Raw genomic sequence first — 15,779 nt, 5'->3', positions numbered from 1 at the left:
AGGTCACGGTGGCGCACCCGGAACCGGACCGTCCTGCGGTCGACATCCGGGTGCTCGGATCGCTCGACGTGACCGTCGGCGGGCAGCCGATCCGGTTGGCGGGACGGAGGACGCGTGGCCTGCTGGCGCTCCTGGCGCGGCGTCCTGGCCAGCCCGTATGCACCAGCGAGGTCTTGCAGCAGGTCTGGGACGAGACGTCGTCAGAGGCACCTGGCGAGACGGCGCGCAACGCCGTGCAGGCACGGATCTCGGCGTTGCGGCGCGCGCTCGGTTCACACCTGCTACGCGCCACCGACACGGGTTACGTGCTCGACGTGCCACCGGACGCCGTCGACGCCGTGCGCTTCGAGACCGCCGTGCGCGAGGCACGGGAGCTGCGCGCCGCCAGTGCGGTCGAGCGGGCCAGCGCCGCCTACGCGGAGGCGCTCGGGCAGTGGCATGGCGAGCGCGCCTACGTCGACCTTCAACACGTCGCTGCGCTGGTCGAAGAGGCCGACCGGCTCGGTGAGCTGCGGCTCCAGGTCTTGCAGGAAAGCCTGGCCCTGGAGGTCGAACAGGGCCGCTATGACCAGGTCGCGGACACGCTCGTCGACGCCACCCGGCGCCACCCCGGTGTCGAGGAGCTGTGGGCGCTGCGCATGCTCGGGCTCTATGGCCAGGGCCGCCAGGCCGAGGCCATGGCCGTGTACGTCGAGGCACGTCGCCAGCTGCGCGAGCGCTTCGGCCTGGACCCCAGCCCCCGGCTGCGCGAGCTGGAAGCCATGGTGTTGCACCAGAAGGATCCCCGCGACGGTGGCCTGCGCTTCCTCGGCCCGGCCCGGATAGCGCGACCGGCCACGTCGTTCGTCGGCCGCCAGGGCGATCTGGACCGGGTGACCGGCCTGCTGCGGAGCACCCGCATGCTCACGCTGACCGGCGCCGGCGGCGTCGGCAAGACCCGGCTCGCGCTGGAGGCAGCACAGGAACTCGTCGACGGATGCTCGCCGGTGGCCGCGCACGGTGTCACCGTCGTCGACCTCATCGGCTACCGCCGCGGCGACGACCTCGCCGCGGCCGTGTTGGACGCGCTCGGGCCGGTCGTGCCGTCGTCGAGCTCCGTGGGTATTGGCCGCGGCGCGCGGCGGTCGGTGGACGTGCTGTGCGACGTGCTCTCCGACCGGCGGCTGTTGCTGATCATGGACAATTGCGAGCACCTGACCGACGACACCGCGGCGCTGGCTGCGGAGTTGCTGTCGCGCACGACGGCGATCAGCGTGCTCGCCACGAGCCGCGAGGCCCTGAACGTGCCCGGCGAGGTCGTCTACGTCGTCGACCCGTTGCCCGTTCCCGAATCGCTCGGATCGGCAAGTGGCGCGGACGCCGACGTGGGTGAGGCGCCGGCCGTGCGGCTCTTTCTCGACCGGGTACGTGCCTCGCAGCCGGGAATCGAGCTGGATACGGAACGGATACGCACGGTCGCGGACATCTGCCAGCGCCTCGACGGGCTGCCGCTGGCCCTCGAACTGGCGGCGGTGCGTATCCGGGTGCTCGGCGTGGACGAGGTGGACCGCCTCCTGGATGACCGGTTCGCCTTCCTCCGGTACGGCGCGCGCACGGCTGCCGAGCGCCACCGCACCCTGCAAGCCGTCGTCGACTGGAGCTACGAGCTTCTCGAGGAGCAGGACCGCCGCGTATTCGAGGCGTTGTCGGTGTTCCGCGGATCGTTCGCGTTGCGCCAGGTGCAGGATCTCTGGGTACGGCTGGGTGGTACTGAGCGGCAGGCTCTGGACAGCGTCGAGTCGCTCGTCGCCCGCTCGATGGTGCAGGCCGAAGCCGACCGGGACGGCGAGAACCGGTTCCGGCTTCTCGAAACCATGCGGGCATATGCGGCGGAGAAACTCTCGGAATCCGGCCGGGAACGGCAGGCGGTCATCACGCACGCGCGCGTCTACGCGCAGTTCGCGCGCGAGCAGATGGGCGCGCTGAAAACAGCGCGCCAGGCACGGGCGGTGGCGACGCTGATGCGTGAGGACGCCAACATCCGCACGGCGCACGGTCACGCGATCGATGTCGGTCTGGGTGACGTCGCCCAGACCATGGTCGGCGCGCTCGGATACATCGCCTGGATGCGGGAGGGGCGTGCCCCGGGGTGGGATCTCATCGTCCGTTCGCTGCGCCTGCCGGCGACGGATCCGCAGGTGCGGATCCCTGCCCTGGCCTGGGCTACCCACCTGGGATCGATCTTCGGCCATGCCGCCGAAGCGGTAGACTACGGCGAACAAGCCAGCGAGCTGGCGGCGGCCCATCCCGGCTGCTGCACGCCTGACGTGGCCTTCGCCATGCTGGCCCGCGCGCACGCCCTGCACCGGCTCGGCAGGTGGGCCGAAGGCGACGCGCAGCTGTCGGAAGCGCGGCAGGTAGCGGTCGCGGACGGTGATGCCTGGACCCGGGCGGGCTGTGCCATGGTCAAGGGCCTGGGCGCGCTCGTGCGGGGACGCCTCGCCGAGGCCGAGGCTCAGTTCGTCGAGGCCGGTGATCTGTATCGGGCATGCCAGGACCAGTGGGGCCAGCAGCGCTCGGCGCTGCGCCGGGCGATCGTGCGTGGAGCCTACGGGGATCATGCTGGTGCCGCACAGCTGCTTCGGGAGGCCGTGGCGTTCATCGACGGCCTGGAGCTGGCCGAGGCCGCGGCGCCAGCCCGGGTGGCACTCGCCCGGGCCACGCTGTTCGCGGGCGACGTGTCCACGGCGCGGAACCTGGTGGAAATGCTGGAAGGGGGTATCATCGGGCGGCTCAGTGACGCAGCGGGCCGCATCCGGCAGTGCCGCGCGGTGCTGGCGGAGTACGATGGACGGGCGGACGACGCGGCTGACCTGCACCGCAGCGCCGCGCGCCGGCTGCTCGACGCTGGCCTGCCCGTCGAGGCGGTGGAGTCGCTGGCGCGGGTCGTGGTGCTCGCGGGCGCGCACAGTGTGGATGCCCGTGCTGCCGCTGAGGAGGCCGAGGCCGCCGCCACGGGTAGCCCGGATCCGCGGGTGCAGGCCACGGTCCTGGACGTGCGCGCGCTCGTGGGGGAAGGGAGCGCCGCTGAGACCGCCCGGGCCGTGCGGGATAAATATGGGCTGGCCGTGCCGGCCCTGCTACGCGAACGCCCCTGGGATCCCCGCTCCCGTGATCATGTGCACTCGTGTACCTCATAGGTCGCTATCTGTTCATGATCATGGGGTGGGGTGAGCGGTACGCTCGACACCGATCCGGTACTCGACGGGAGCGTGCACCCAGATGACCACCGACTCGCGTGTCCGGCTGGGCGTCGTCGGCCTCGGCTTGATCGCCCAAGCCGTCCACCTGCCCAACCTTCGCACCCTGCGGGACATCTTCGACGTCGTGCACATGTGCGACCTCTCGCCCACGCTGACCGACCAGCTGGCTCGGGAATGGGGCGGTCCGGTGCGCACATCGACTGATCCGGCCGAGGTGTTCGCCGACCCGGACGTGGACGCCGTGCTCCTGCTGACACCGGGAACGCACTCCGCTCTCACCGAACAGGCACTGCGTGCGGGCAAGCACGTGCTGGCCGAGAAGCCGTTCGCCTACTCGGTGGCCGAGGCCGAGAGCTGTGCCGACCTCGCGCAGGATCGGGGCCTGGTGCTGCAGGTCGGCTACATGAAGATGTACGAACCGATGCTCGACCGCGCCCGGGTGGAACTGGCGAGGTTGGGCCGGATCCGGCTGGTCCGGGTGACGGTCTTGCATCCCACGCAAGAACAGCAGACCTCGCACGTGCGGCACCTGCGATACGACGATGCCGACCCGGACGCCGTCGCCGCCGCCGTCGAGGAGGAGAGACGACGACTCGACGCGGCCGTCGGCGATCTGGACGAGCCGTTCCGCTCGATCTACAGTGACGTGCTACAGGCCTCGGTGTGCCACGAGTTCTCCCTGCTGCGCGGCCTGCTCGACGACATGCCGGTGGCATTCTCCGCGGCACAGGTGGGCACCGCGACCGTCGGCGAGCAACTGAAGGAACCGCCCCAGGTGCAGGCGCTGGGAACCGTCGGCGAGGCGCAGCTGATGCTCTCCTGGAACTGGCTCTCCGGCCATCCGGAGTACGGGGAGGAGCTCGCCGTGTTCGGAGACTCCGGGAGCCTGTACCTGCACCTTCCAGCTCCGTACACGCTGAATGCTCGCGCAGTGCTGGATGTGGAGCGGATGGACGGGCTGGAGCGGTCGACGAACAGGATGCGTGGCGAGCCGCGTACCGGGTTCGACGTCGAATTGGAGGCCTTCCACGCGTCGGTGACGGCCGGCGCCGGGATCCGCTCGACGGCACGTGGTGCCGCCCGGGACACCGCCGCGATGTGGGACCTGACCCAGCGCTTGATCGAGACCCACACCACCCAGTGATCATCGACGAGCGCGTGTGTCCGGACTGGCCATATCGTCGATGATCACCGGTCGTCGGGGTCGGGAAAGATGCGGGCGAGGACGGCGGGGTCGACGAGACCCACGTCGCCGAAGCGGCGCGCCACGGTGACCATCTCCGGCGTCCGGTTGCCGAGATCCGCGCCAAGTGCGCGCGCCTCCTCCATGCGACCGGCCGCGGCGAGGATAATGGCGCGCCAGAGGACGAGATCGGGATCGAGCTCCGTGCTGTCGGTGTAGTGCGGCAACTGCGCTATCGCCTCGTCCACGTTGCCGTCCAGGGCATATTCGAACGCCGTCACCGTCCGGTGATAGCGCCAGTTGTGCTCGACCATCCGGTGGATCTCGCCGATGGGATCGGAGTGATCGTCGATGCGCAGGTCGGTGACGGTGTCGCGCCACGGACGGCCGCTGCGCTCGGCCCGGACCACCAGGATCGCCGCCGAACGCCGGCCCCGCTCGTCGCCCCCGGCATCCTCGGCAGCCTGCAAGGCGGCCACCAGGCGACGCGGCAGCCACCGCGCGGTCGAGCGCTCGTAGGCGTCCACCATGGACTCCCAGACGTGGGGACTGCGCACCATGTTCGCCAGAGAGGCACAGGTATCGCCGACGAGATGCCCGGCGGAACTGACACACGCGTCGCCGGTGTAGACCTCGATGTGGCCGTAGGCGTCGACCATACCCACCTGCCGCCGTTCGGGATGGGGATCGACACTGGTCAACGCCTTCAAGGCTTCCGCCGCGGTGAGCCCGGCCCGTAGCGCGTCGAGTCCCAGCTCGCCGTACATGGGCTCGCCCATCGACTGGGTGGCGACGAGCCCGTAGCCCGGCGTCGTCCACGGCACGCTGCTGCCCACGGCGAACGCCTGAGACTGGGTGGCCACGCCCATGTATCCCGTCTCCGGCTCGCGCGCGATGATCGAGTACGTCATTGCCCGACCGTAACCGACTGGCGCCCGGCGTTCGGGCTTCGTGCTGCCCGCGAGCTTCCTGGTATTTTCTGCCCATGATCTCTTCGGTATCGCGCCGCGCCCTCTACGGCCTGGCGACCAGTTCCCGGTTCGAATCGCTAGTCAAGGCAACCGGATACACTGAGGATCTCGCCTATCGTGCGGCCAAGCGCTACGTGGCCGGACGCACGCTCGACGAGACAGTGGAGACGGTACGACGGCTGGCCGAGTCGGGTTTCGGGGTATGCCTCGACCTGTTCGGTGAGGGCAACGACGACGAGGAGGGCGTGCGCCGCGTCGTCGCCGGATACGAGGAGGCTGCCGCGGCGTTGTCCGGCACCGGTGGCGATGTCTATCTGGAGATCGTGCCGTCGAACCTCGGGCTCGACCTGGGCGTCGACGTGTGCCGGCGGCATGTCGAGCGGCTCGTCGAACTGCTGCCAACGGGATCGCGCCTGGAGGTCAGCGCCGAGGAGAGTTGGCGGACACCACGCATCATGGATCTTACGCTCGCTCTCGCCGGTGATGGCGCACCCCTTGTGGCGACGGTGCAGGCGAACCTGAAACGGAGCCCGGCCGACGTCGAGCGGCTGCTCGAGGCGGGAGTTCCGGTGCGCCTGGTGAAGGGAGCCTACCTCGAGACGTCTGAGGTGGCCCACCCGTGGGGCGAGCCGACCGACACCGCATATCTGCACCTGGCGCACCAGGTTCACGCCGGAGGTGCCGGCCTGGTCCTCGCCACCCACGACCCGGTGATTCGCGAGGCGCTCCTCGCGGCCGTGCCGTCGGCGGCGGTCGAGATGCTGCTGGGCGTGCGGGAGGACGACGCCCGGGCACTCGTCACCCGGGGCCACACTGTCCGGATCTATGCTCCGTACGGTCAGAGCTGGTTCCGCTACTGGATGCGTCGAGTAGCGGAGGCGCAGGGAACGTAGCGCCCGTCAGCGTGCGAGGTGGATCCCCGGCCCCAAGCACGCGAACGGGCTCCGGCTGGCTGACTTCGATGTTCAAACGTGCGCTAACTCGGCCACACGGGTGCTTTGACGCACGTCTCGGTATCGAAGTGCCGATGCCAGTGGACGTGGATCCGTCGGTGGCCTCAGCCAGCGGGCCAGCGAGAGGCGCCGAGCTCGCGGGAAACGGTGCGGGCCGTGGTGCGCACGGCGTCGACCGTGCCGTCGTCCACCGGCCACTCGCTGGTCGGTACGACGATGGCCACGGCTCCGACGGCGAGGTCGGTGCCGTCGAAGACCGTGCCGGCAACGGACGACTCGCCGAGTACCGCCTCGTCACATTCGAAGGCCAGACCGCTGGCGCGGACGTCGTCGAGCTGCTTGCGGAACTCGCCGGGATCCGTGATGGTTTCGCCGGTCATGCTGCGCAACGACGGCCCGGCCAGTAGCTGGTCCGCCGCGTCGGGCAAGAACGCGAGCATGGCCTTGCCCAGGGCGCTGGCGTTGGTGGGGATGACGATGCCGACCTCGGGCATCTGCCGGGTGCCGTCGGGGCGCGGCTCGTGGTGGATGATGATGACGTCTTCGGCTAGCGGGACGCCGACGCGCACGGCAAAACCGGTCCTGCGGCCGAGCTCTTCAGCCCAGGTCACCGCGCGAGAACGCAGTTCGAGGGTGTCCAGGTAGACGTTGCCGAGCCGGAGTACGGCGGGACCGAGCTGGTAGCGGCCCGACGTGTGGTCCTGCACGACCATGCCGTGGGCCACGAGGGTACGGACGATGCCGTGGACGGTCGGTGGCGGGAGCTCCAGCCGCTCGGCGATCTCGGACAGGCTCATCCGTCGCGCGCCCTGGAGCGCGGTGAGGATACGGATGGAACGGTCGACCGACTGGATCACCTGAAGCCTCGCAGATTCATTCTCGCCTACCTCTTGTCACAAGTGAAACATAGACGTAATGTTCGAGCATTATTCGATAATGCCGAATCATATTCGGCTTCAGCATACCGATGGAGGTCCGGATGGAAGGATTACGGACGCCGCAGAAACTCGCGGCAGAGGTGCTCGGCACGGCGTTCCTCGTGTTCATCGGTGTCGGCGCAGTGCCGGCGACGCTCATCGTCAACGGGGACAGCCCCATGACGATGGCTGACCTGGGGATCATCTCGTTCGCGTTCGGCACGATCGTCATCGCCACCGTGTACGCGTTCGGGCACGTCTCCGGCAACCACATCAACCCCGCCGTGACGCTCGGACTGGCCGTGTCGGGACAGTTCCCGTGGCGCAGGGTGCCCGAGTACATCGCCGCGCAGGTGGCCGGCGGCATCGTCGGCGCGCTGGCGATCATCGGTGTGCTGGGCAGCCAGGCCAGCGACCTCGGCCTCGGCGTCGCCGCCTACAGCGACGGGGTGGGTGCCGGCCAGGCGTTCACGGCCGAGTTCATCGGGACGTTCATCCTGGTGCTCACCGTCCTCATGGTGATTCACCGCAACGCGCCGCCCGGGTTCGGCGGCCTGGCGATCGGCCTCGTGGTCTTCGCCGCGATCATTCCCGTCGCCCCGGCCACCGGTGCGGCCATCAACCCGGCTCGCACGCTGGGACCGATGGTCGTCCAGCAGCTCTGGGGCGGTGAGGTCGAGTGGGGACAGGCGCCGGTCTACCTGGCTGCCGAGCTCGCTGCCGGTATCGCGGCAGCGGCCGTCTACCTGACCATCACCCGCGTGCGGGACGTCCCGGAACGTGTTCCGGCCGTGTCCGGCGACGCGTCCAGCTCCTCGACGAGACCCACCACACCCGAATCCGAAGCCGCATCGGCCTGATCGGGCACAGCCGAGACAGGGGAGAGACCATGAAGAAGCTCATCAACGACCCCGGCGACGTCATCGGTGAGGCGTTGCTCGGAATCGAGGCCGCGCATCCGGATCTCGCGGTCGATCACACCACCAAGGTTGTCTATCGCGCCGACGCGCCGGTCTCCGGGAAGGTCGCGCTCGTCTCCGGCGGCGGCTCCGGACACGAGCCCCTGCACGGCGGATTCGTCGGTCCCGGCATGCTGGACGCCGCCTGCGCGGGCGAGATCTTTACCTCGCCGGTGCCGGATCAGATGCTCGCGGCCACCAAGGCCGTCGACGGCGGCGTCGGCGTGTTGCACATCGTGAAGAACTACACCGGCGACGTGATGAATTTCGAGATGGCTGCCGATCTCGCCGCCGCCGAGACCGGTGTCGACGTGGCCTCGGTGGTCATCGACGACGATGTTGCCGTGCAGGACAGCCTGTTTACGGCGGGACGTCGTGGCGTCGGAACCACCGTGATCGCGGAGAAGCTCGCCGGGGCAGCCGCCGAGCAGGGCCGTCCCCTGTCCGACGTGGCGGACGTCGTGAAGGCGGTCAATGCCAACGGCCGCAGCATGGGCATGGCGCTCACGTCCTGCACCGTCCCGGCAGCGGGACAGCCGACGTTCGAGCTCGGCGACGACGAGATGGAGATCGGCATCGGCATCCACGGCGAACCCGGCCGCAAACGGGTGCCGCTCGCCGCGGCGCGCGAGGTGGCGGCGATGCTTGTCGAGCCGATTCTCGAAGACCTGCCGTTCAACCGGGGCGATGCGGTCATCGCCTTCGTCAATGGCATGGGCGGCACGCCGCTGATCGAGCTGTATCTCATGTACAACGAGGTGGCCCGGATCATGAACGGGCGCGGCATCGAGATCGCCCGTTCGCTCGTCGGTCCGTACATCACGTCACTGGAGATGGCCGGCTGCTCGGTCACCGTGGTCAAGGTGAGCGACGACATGCTGGACCTGTGGGATGCTCCGGTGAACACGCCAGCCTTGCGATGGGGAGTCTGACCATGTCGAACGCCATCACACTGTCCGCCCTGACCGCCTGGGTCCGCGAGTTCGGGGCCCTGATCGATACGCACAAGGACGAGCTGACCCAGCTCGACTCCGCGATCGGCGACGCGGATCACGGCATCAACATGGACCGCGGGATGGCCGCAGTGCTCGCGGCGTTGGACGGTGAGGAGTTCCCGTCCAACGCCGCGCTGTTCAAGAAGATCGGAATGACGCTGGTCAGCTCCGTCGGCGGCGCGAGCGGACCCCTGTACGGCACGTTCTTCCTGCGGTTCGGAGCGGCATGTGGAGACGCCGCCGAGGTCGACCCGGAGGGCTTCGCCAAGGCGATGCGCGCCGGGCTCGACGGCGTCGTTGCCCGGGGCAAGGCCGAGGCCGGTGACAAGACCATGTACGACGCGCTCGCCCCGGCCGTCGACGCGTTGGACGACGCGATCGCGTCCGGTTCCGAGCTGCGCGCAGCATTGCGGGCTGCGGCTGGAGCCGCCGAATCGGGGCGGGACGCCACCACACCCATGCTGGCCCGCAAGGGACGCGCGTCGTACCTGGGCGAGCGCAGCGTCGGCCACCAGGACCCGGGCGCGACCAGTGCCGCATTGCTGATGCGGGCTGCGGCGTCGGCGCTGGGGTGAGCTGATGGTCGGAATCGTTGTCGTCTCTCACAGTCATGTCCTGGCCCGATCGGCCGTCGAGATCGCGCGGGAGATGCTGCACGGGCGCGGCGTCGACATCGCGATCGCCGCTGGTCTCGACGAGACCACATTCGGCACCGACGCCGTGAAGGTGCAGGAGGCCGTCGAGCAGGTGGACGGCCCGGGCGGGGTGCTGGTCCTGATGGACCTGGGCAGCGCCGTACTCTCGGCCGAGCTTGCCCTGGATCTGCTCGATCCGGAGATCTCCAGCCGGGTCCGGTTGTGCGCGGCGCCGCTGGTGGAAGGGCTGGTCGCGGCCGCGGTTGCCGCAGCCGGTGGCGCGTCGCTGGCGGACGTTGAATCCGAGGCGCTGGCGGCGCTCGCCGGAAAGCAGGCACACCTGCACCCCGGAACCGATTCTGCTGTGGAAACCGAAGCGCCGGTGGCCGCTGGCGAGCCGGAGGTGCGGGCCACGTTCACAGTCACCAACACGCACGGGCTGCACGCGCGCCCGGCCGCACGATTGGCTGCGGAGGTGCGCACCCTCGATGCCCGGGTGCTGCTGCGCAACGTCACCACCGGATCGTCGGCGGTGCCGGGGTCCAGCCTGAGCCGGGTCGCCACCCTGGGTGCGCTGGCCGGGCACGAGGTGGAGGTCGCCGCCACCGGCAGCCAGGCTCGCGAGGCCGTGGACCACATCGTCGCTCTCGCGGCCCGCACGTTCGACGAGGTCGAAGACGATGCCGTCACGAGCACGGCCAGCCCGGTGGACGGGTCAGGCCGGGCGGATCCCAGCGCCGTGCCTCTTTCCGGCACCGGCCGTTCCGAGGCGGGCGAGACGCCGGACGCGAATGGCGGGCCGTACCCCGCATCGCCGGGTATCGGTATCGGGCCGTCGTGGTCACCGGGTCTCGCGGCGCTCGAACTATCCGACGACGATCTGGTCCCTGGTGCCGAGCCGGCGGTGGAATGGCGCCGCGTGCCCGGCGCCGTGGCGGCGGCACGACGGGAGATCGTGCACACCCGGGCGCGCACGGCGAGGGAGCTGGGCGAGTCCGACGCCAGCGTGTTCGACGCACACCTGATGCTGCTCGACGACGAGGAACTGCTTGACGAGGTCCGGCGCCGGGTGGAGGCGGGCGAGTCCGCTCCAGCGGCGTGGTCGGGTGCGGTTCGAGCCGTTGCCGCGGAGCTGGATGCGCTGGGCGACGACTACCTGCGCGCGCGTGCGGCCGACGTCCGGGCGGTACACGACCAGGTGCTCTCGGTGCTGCTGGGACGCTCGTCAGAGTTCGAAGCCCGGGACGGCGTGCTCGTCGCCAGCGACCTCACCCCGGCCCAGGCGGCGGCGCTGCACCGGGACGTCGTCGTCGGCATCGTCCTCGCGTACGGCAGCCCCACCTCGCACAGCGCCATCCTCGCCCGCTCGCGCGGCATCCCAGCCGTCGTCGGTGCCGGAGAGGACGTGCTGGCCGTGCCCGATGGGACGACGGTGGCGTTCGACGGCGACACCGGACGGCTGGTCATCGACCCCGATCCGGACACGCTCGTCGAGTTCAAGACCGAGGCGGCCGAGCGGGAGCGGCGGCTCGAAGAGGCCCTGCAGGTAGCCCGCCAGCCCGCCGTCACCCGTGACGGCGTCGAGGTGCACGTGGCGGCGAACGTCGGCAGCGTGACCGATGCCGAGGCGGCTGCCGCGCACGGGGCCGACCTGGCCGGGCTAGTGCGCACCGAATTCCTGTTCCTGGAGCGCGACTCCGCGCCGTCGGTGGATGAACAGGAAACCTCATACCGGGCGGTGGTCGAGGCACTAGACGGGCGGCGTGCCGTGGTGCGCACCCTTGACGTCGGAGGCGACAAGCCATTGCCCTACGTGGCGCAACCGGCGGAGCTGAACCCGTTCCTCGGCGTGCGCGGGCTGCGGCTGGCGCTCGCACGCCCGGAACTGCTGCGTGACCAGCTGCGCGCTCTCTGCCGGGTTGCTGTCGACCACCCGGTGAGCATCATGTTCCCCATGGTCAGCCAGGTGGACGAGGTGCTGGCCGCCCGGCGGATACTGGACGACGTGTTGCGCGAGGAGCGCGTCGTCGGGGGCGGTCACGGAGATACCGACGGGGCCCGATCGCTACCCGGGCTCGAGGTCGGGATGATGATCGAGGTTCCGTCGGCGGCCCTCAAGGCCGCGTCGTTCGCGCCGTACGTCGACTTCTTCAGCATCGGGACCAACGACCTCACCCAGTACGCGCTGGCGGCCGAGCGGGGCAACGACGCGCTGGCGTCCCTGGCTGATCCGCTGGATCCCGGCGTGTTGCAGCTGGTGAGCGCCGTGTGCCGGGCGGTGTCCGGCAGCGATGTGCGGGTGGCGGTGTGCGGCGAGATCGCCTCGGACCCGGTGGCGGCGCCGCTGCTGCTGGGGTTGGGTGTGGACGAGCTCAGCGTCGGCCCGTACGCCGTGCCGGAGGTGAAACAGGCCGTGCGGGAACTCGATCTGGGCGAATGTCGTGAGCTGGCGGGGCGTGCCCTGGCGGCGGTGTCCGCGTCGTCGGTACGGGCGCTTCGTTCTCCGTGATCGAGCACGAGTTTGGGATCTGATGTCCACTCCTGGTACTTGGGTCATGGACGATCCTGCACTTGACGATTCGGCAGATCTTGTTCGTCGATCGCGCTGTGCAGTAATTCGATGGTTCGGGCAGGTGTGATCGTGGCGTCGCGATAGGCGGCAAGCACTGCACGACGCCATGCCGGGCCGGTTTGTGAAGGGAGAAGGTCCTCGACTGGTTCGTATCCGCAGACCGCTAGTAGGTCACCGCGTTGAGGCGTGTCCGCGCGGAGCGTGCGCGCCTCCTCGTCGCTGATGACGTCTACCCGCCGAGCGGTGTTGACGGCGACCCGCCAGGACACGCGATACCTGGCGGCGAGCCTGATGAGTCGCTCACGGTTCCCGCCGTGCATGCTTGCCCATTCGTGGTATACGACATCGGAGGGCAACAGGAACTCACGGGCAAACGTGTCGATAAGGTCTTCGCGTTCCGAGCGGCTGACAGCGACACCGATGTCGGACTGGTACTCATCGCCTAGCAGATGATGGCCAAGCTCATGGGCCGCAGCGAAGCGACGTCTTCCTGGAGTGGCCTGGCCGATGACGCCGACTCCGAGTCCTTGTTCGAGTTGCAGGGAAGCGCCGTCGCCAGGTAGATCGAGTACGAGGAGGTACAGGCCGAACGTTTCGCTGACGTCGGTCAAACTGGCGAGAGGGGCATCTCCTGTCTCTGAAGCGCGACGAGCAGCATGTGCGAGCGCGCGTGCTGCATCGTGGTCAGTCACTCGAATTTCGGCCAGCGTCGCGCGGGAGGCGTCGAGGTAACCATGAGAATGCAGGAACTCGGCGTCTCGTGAATGCGCCTCGAGAGCGGCGTCAAACTGGAATCGGTTGCGCGTCGCGGGCTGTGCGTCCTCGTCGAGATCAGACCGTTGAGAGACGATCGCAGGTGGCGGAGTGCTGACGAAGTGTGTCACCGGCACGTCGAGGATGTCGGACAGCCGGAACAGCTCCAGCGCCGTGAGCTGTCGTTGACCGCCTTCGATGCGCACCAGTGCCGAGCGGTCGATGCCGAGGCGTTCGGCCAGCTTGCCCTGACTAAGCCCAGCGGACACGCGTGCCTCGCGCACCCGTGTGCCCACCTGTTCCCATGTCTCGACCGCAGCCATAGTGTGAATATCGCACACCCGTGGGTGTGGTGTAAATCCAGGGGAGCCCTATGCCTGTGACGGGGCCGGAATCACGAACCGCCGCCGGCCGAAGCGGAAGCTGCCGCTACAGCTGCTGCGGCTGCGGCCATGACTCCGGCGTTCGTCTCGCCGATCGCTTTCGCGACATCCGCGCTGACGGCCTCGCCCTTGGACAGGGCTTTGGCGCGCCGGCGTGCAGCCTGGCGTTGCTCGCGGGGTACGAGTCGACGGATCAACGATCCACCCGCGGAATGTGCCAGGCCGCCCAGCGCCGCGTCCCGGGCGTCGGAGACGGGCTCCTCCTGCGTGAGTGCGCGCGCCATGCGTTCGCGCAACGCTGTGACCGTCGCGCTGTCAGCCACTGGATGGCGCGACCACGGGAACAAGCCGAGCACCCGGCTCGACTCGTCCCGCACGATCCCTCGTTCGGTGAGCTGTTCGAGCAGCATGCCTCGTAGCCACCGGCTATGTCCGAGGCGCTGCACCCAGTTCTTGATGCTGCGCTGCTTCGAGTCTTCTCTGATCTCTTGCAATACTCGATCGAGGGCGTGGTGGTCGAGCCGGGTATTGGAGGCGTGCACTCGATCCTTCTCAATGGTGAGAGCGTCGCGCAGTACGAGCTCCAGGACGCTTGCCCCCGCTACCAGCATGGGCAGGTTCTGTGTGTAGCGGTTACGTCCCCGCCCGTCGTCCCAACCGAGCAGGATCAGCTCCTCTGGCAATGTGAGTCGCGTGTCGGTCACGAGCATCTCCGATCCGGCCGAATGAACGCTGCCAACCATGTGTCGTCCGGCGCCTCTTGGAGCGTAGTTCAGGCGCCTCCTCCGGCTCGACCCGGAACGTCCGTCGATCAGCGGTGATCAGCCCGGCAGGCTGACACCCAGTGCACGCTCCAGGACGGCCCGGACGTCACGTCGCGAGAGGGACTGGCCGTCCAGCAGGATCCGCGTGCACAACCCGTCCGCAGCGGCAACAGCCGTCTCGACGGCCACGGGATCGTCGGTATATTGCCGCGCGATCTCGGCGACCGCTCGTCGCCAGTAGTTGGCCACGTCCCGCATCGCGGGTCGCCGTGCGGCCAGAGTGACCAGCTCGCGCTCGGCCACCGCCCGGCGGTGTCCCTCGTTCGCGGCGGACACGATGAGCTCTGCCAGGCCATCGAGGGCGTTCCCGGCGCTGTCGACGATCTCCCGCAATTGCCGCTCGTAATCATCGGCAACCGCCGTCAGGGCGGCAACCAGCAGCTCGTCCAGCGTGGCGAAGTAGTACGTCGTCAGGCTGGTGGGAACCTCTGCTTCGCGTGCGACACTGCGGTGCGTGACACCTGCGGCCCCGTCACGTTCGACCACGCGGAGAGTCGCCGCGATGATCTCGGCGCGGCGCCGTTCGCCGCGAGCCCGCCGGCCGTCGCGGGTGGCGCTCGGGGGGTCGGTGCTTGTCGCGTCCTGCACGGTTCGGATCCGCTCCAGCCTGTTCGATTCGAGATCAGGCTACCTCTCTTGCGGGCTGCACTGCGGAGCGCTACGCGAGCTGCAACGTGGCAACGCCTCCGACGACGAGCACGACGCCGGCCACTTGCACGCGGGTGAGCCGGTCACCGAGTGCCCATGCACCGATCAGCGCCACGGCGGCCACGCCCGAACCGGCCCAGATAGCGTAGGCCACGCCGATGTTCATGCCGCGCACGAGCGATTGGGAGAGGAAGAAGTATGCCCCGAGCACGCCCGTGACGGCGACGGTGGTCGGCCCCGGCCGGCGGAAGCCGTTCGACATGCGAGTGGCGATCGCGCCAGCCACCTCGGAACTGATCGCAGCGGCGAGAAAGAGCGCCGCGATCATCGGTGAGCCTCGCTTGCCGTCCCGCCCTCACCGGCAAGTTCGGGAGCCGTTCCCATTTCCAGGGCGGCCACGCCGCCAACGACGAGCACCATCCCTGCGACCTGTCCCCACGTGAGCGTGTCGTCGAAGATGACGGCACCGAGCACGGCCACGGCGGTGACGCCGAGGCCGGACCAGATCGCATAGGCCACGCCGATGGCCACGCCTCGGGCCGTGACGAGCGACAACAGGAAATACGCGCCCACGACGCCCACGACGACCACGCCCGTCGGCAATGGACGGGTGAACCCGTCCGACAGGCCCGTGGCCAACGTGCCGACGACTTCCGCCGCGATCGCCGCGACGAGCAGCACCCATACCACCAGTCGATTCCTTTCAGATAGTTGGACAATCGTACTAATTGAACTATCGTACAA

Annotated in this window: 14 protein-coding genes; 7 read left to right on the top strand and 7 right to left on the bottom strand. The window is 69.1% G+C overall.

The genetic code is table 11. The annotated features are described in order from the left end of the window. The first annotated feature begins 8 nt into the window (after positions 1–8). Both DPM12_RS09380 and DPM12_RS09375 read left to right on the top strand, forming a co-directional pair. Positions 9–3,179, top strand: a complete 3,171-nt coding sequence (locus tag DPM12_RS09380; protein ID WP_112258048.1) for an ATP-binding protein — start codon at positions 9–11, stop codon at positions 3,177–3,179. Between the two features lie 82 nt (positions 3,180–3,261). Beyond that, on the top strand, positions 3,262–4,386 hold the full coding sequence (locus DPM12_RS09375) for a Gfo/Idh/MocA family protein (RefSeq protein ID WP_112258047.1): 1,125 nt from the start codon (positions 3,262–3,264) through the stop codon (positions 4,384–4,386). A gap of 44 nt (positions 4,387–4,430) precedes the next feature. Here DPM12_RS09375 and DPM12_RS09370 read toward each other — a convergent pair whose 3' ends face one another. After that, complete coding sequence (locus tag DPM12_RS09370; RefSeq protein WP_112258046.1) at positions 4,431–5,336, bottom strand: DUF1028 domain-containing protein; 906 nt, start codon at positions 5,334–5,336, stop codon at positions 4,431–4,433. 74 nt (positions 5,337–5,410) lie between these two features. On the opposite strand from DPM12_RS09370, the gene DPM12_RS09365 reads away from it, so the two are divergent. Further along, a complete protein-coding gene (locus DPM12_RS09365) occupies positions 5,411–6,289 on the top strand; it encodes a proline dehydrogenase family protein (RefSeq protein WP_112258045.1) in 879 nt (292 codons plus the stop codon). A gap of 164 nt (positions 6,290–6,453) precedes the next feature. Here DPM12_RS09365 and DPM12_RS09360 read toward each other — a convergent pair whose 3' ends face one another. Continuing rightward, the gene (locus tag DPM12_RS09360) at positions 6,454–7,206 is read right to left on the bottom strand and encodes an IclR family transcriptional regulator (protein WP_112258044.1); all 753 of its coding nucleotides are present in this window, start codon (positions 7,204–7,206) and stop codon (positions 6,454–6,456) included. Positions 7,207–7,328: 122 nt separating this feature from the next. Between DPM12_RS09360 and DPM12_RS09355 the strand changes: the two genes are divergently transcribed. The 4 genes from DPM12_RS09355 to ptsP are packed head-to-tail and all read left to right on the top strand — an operon-like array spanning position 7,329 to position 12,364. Continuing rightward, positions 7,329–8,126 carry an MIP/aquaporin family protein gene (locus DPM12_RS09355; RefSeq protein ID WP_112258043.1) on the top strand — a complete coding sequence of 266 codons (798 nt, stop codon included), beginning with the start codon at positions 7,329–7,331 and terminating at the stop codon, positions 8,124–8,126. 29 nt (positions 8,127–8,155) lie between these two features. Continuing rightward, complete coding sequence (gene dhaK, locus DPM12_RS09350) at positions 8,156–9,157, top strand: dihydroxyacetone kinase subunit DhaK (protein ID WP_112258042.1); 1,002 nt, start codon at positions 8,156–8,158, stop codon at positions 9,155–9,157. Positions 9,158–9,159: 2 nt separating this feature from the next. Then, positions 9,160–9,795: a dihydroxyacetone kinase subunit DhaL gene (gene dhaL, locus DPM12_RS09345; RefSeq protein WP_112258041.1), complete on the top strand. Its 636-nt coding sequence runs from the start codon at positions 9,160–9,162 to the stop codon at positions 9,793–9,795. 4 nt (positions 9,796–9,799) lie between these two features. After that, positions 9,800–12,364, top strand: coding sequence for a phosphoenolpyruvate--protein phosphotransferase (gene ptsP / locus DPM12_RS09340; protein WP_170313684.1), 2,565 nt, complete (start codon positions 9,800–9,802; stop codon positions 12,362–12,364). A 44-nt stretch (positions 12,365–12,408) separates the two neighbouring features. Here the strand turns inward: ptsP and DPM12_RS09335 are convergent, their stop codons facing one another. The 5 genes from DPM12_RS09335 to DPM12_RS09315 all read right to left on the bottom strand — a co-directional run bounded on the left by DPM12_RS09335 (position 12,409) and on the right by DPM12_RS09315 (position 15,725). Continuing rightward, positions 12,409–13,503, bottom strand: a complete 1,095-nt coding sequence (locus DPM12_RS09335; protein ID WP_112258039.1) for a helix-turn-helix domain-containing protein — start codon at positions 13,501–13,503, stop codon at positions 12,409–12,411. 71 nt (positions 13,504–13,574) lie between these two features. Further along, entirely contained in the window at positions 13,575–14,267 is a 693-nt protein-coding gene (locus DPM12_RS09330) for a GOLPH3/VPS74 family protein (protein WP_158542833.1), read from the bottom strand. 117 nt (positions 14,268–14,384) lie between these two features. After that, positions 14,385–14,975 carry a TetR/AcrR family transcriptional regulator gene (locus DPM12_RS09325; RefSeq protein ID WP_112258037.1) on the bottom strand — a complete coding sequence of 197 codons (591 nt, stop codon included), beginning with the start codon at positions 14,973–14,975 and terminating at the stop codon, positions 14,385–14,387. A gap of 70 nt (positions 14,976–15,045) precedes the next feature. Continuing rightward, on the bottom strand, positions 15,046–15,363 hold the full coding sequence (locus DPM12_RS09320; RefSeq protein WP_211658722.1) for a DMT family transporter: 318 nt from the start codon (positions 15,361–15,363) through the stop codon (positions 15,046–15,048). Beyond that, complete coding sequence (locus DPM12_RS09315) at positions 15,360–15,725, bottom strand: DMT family transporter (protein WP_112258036.1); 366 nt, start codon at positions 15,723–15,725, stop codon at positions 15,360–15,362. Before DPM12_RS09315 ends, DPM12_RS09320 begins: the two co-directional genes overlap by 4 nt. Positions 15,726–15,779 lie beyond the last annotated feature (54 nt).

It is taken from the genome of Phytoactinopolyspora halophila (assembly GCF_003287285.1).
Classification (GTDB): domain Bacteria; phylum Actinomycetota; class Actinomycetes; order Jiangellales; family Jiangellaceae; genus Phytoactinopolyspora_A; species Phytoactinopolyspora_A halophila.
Note: the sequence above shows the minus strand (reverse complement) of the source record. Positions and strands in the feature narration are given on the sequence as shown.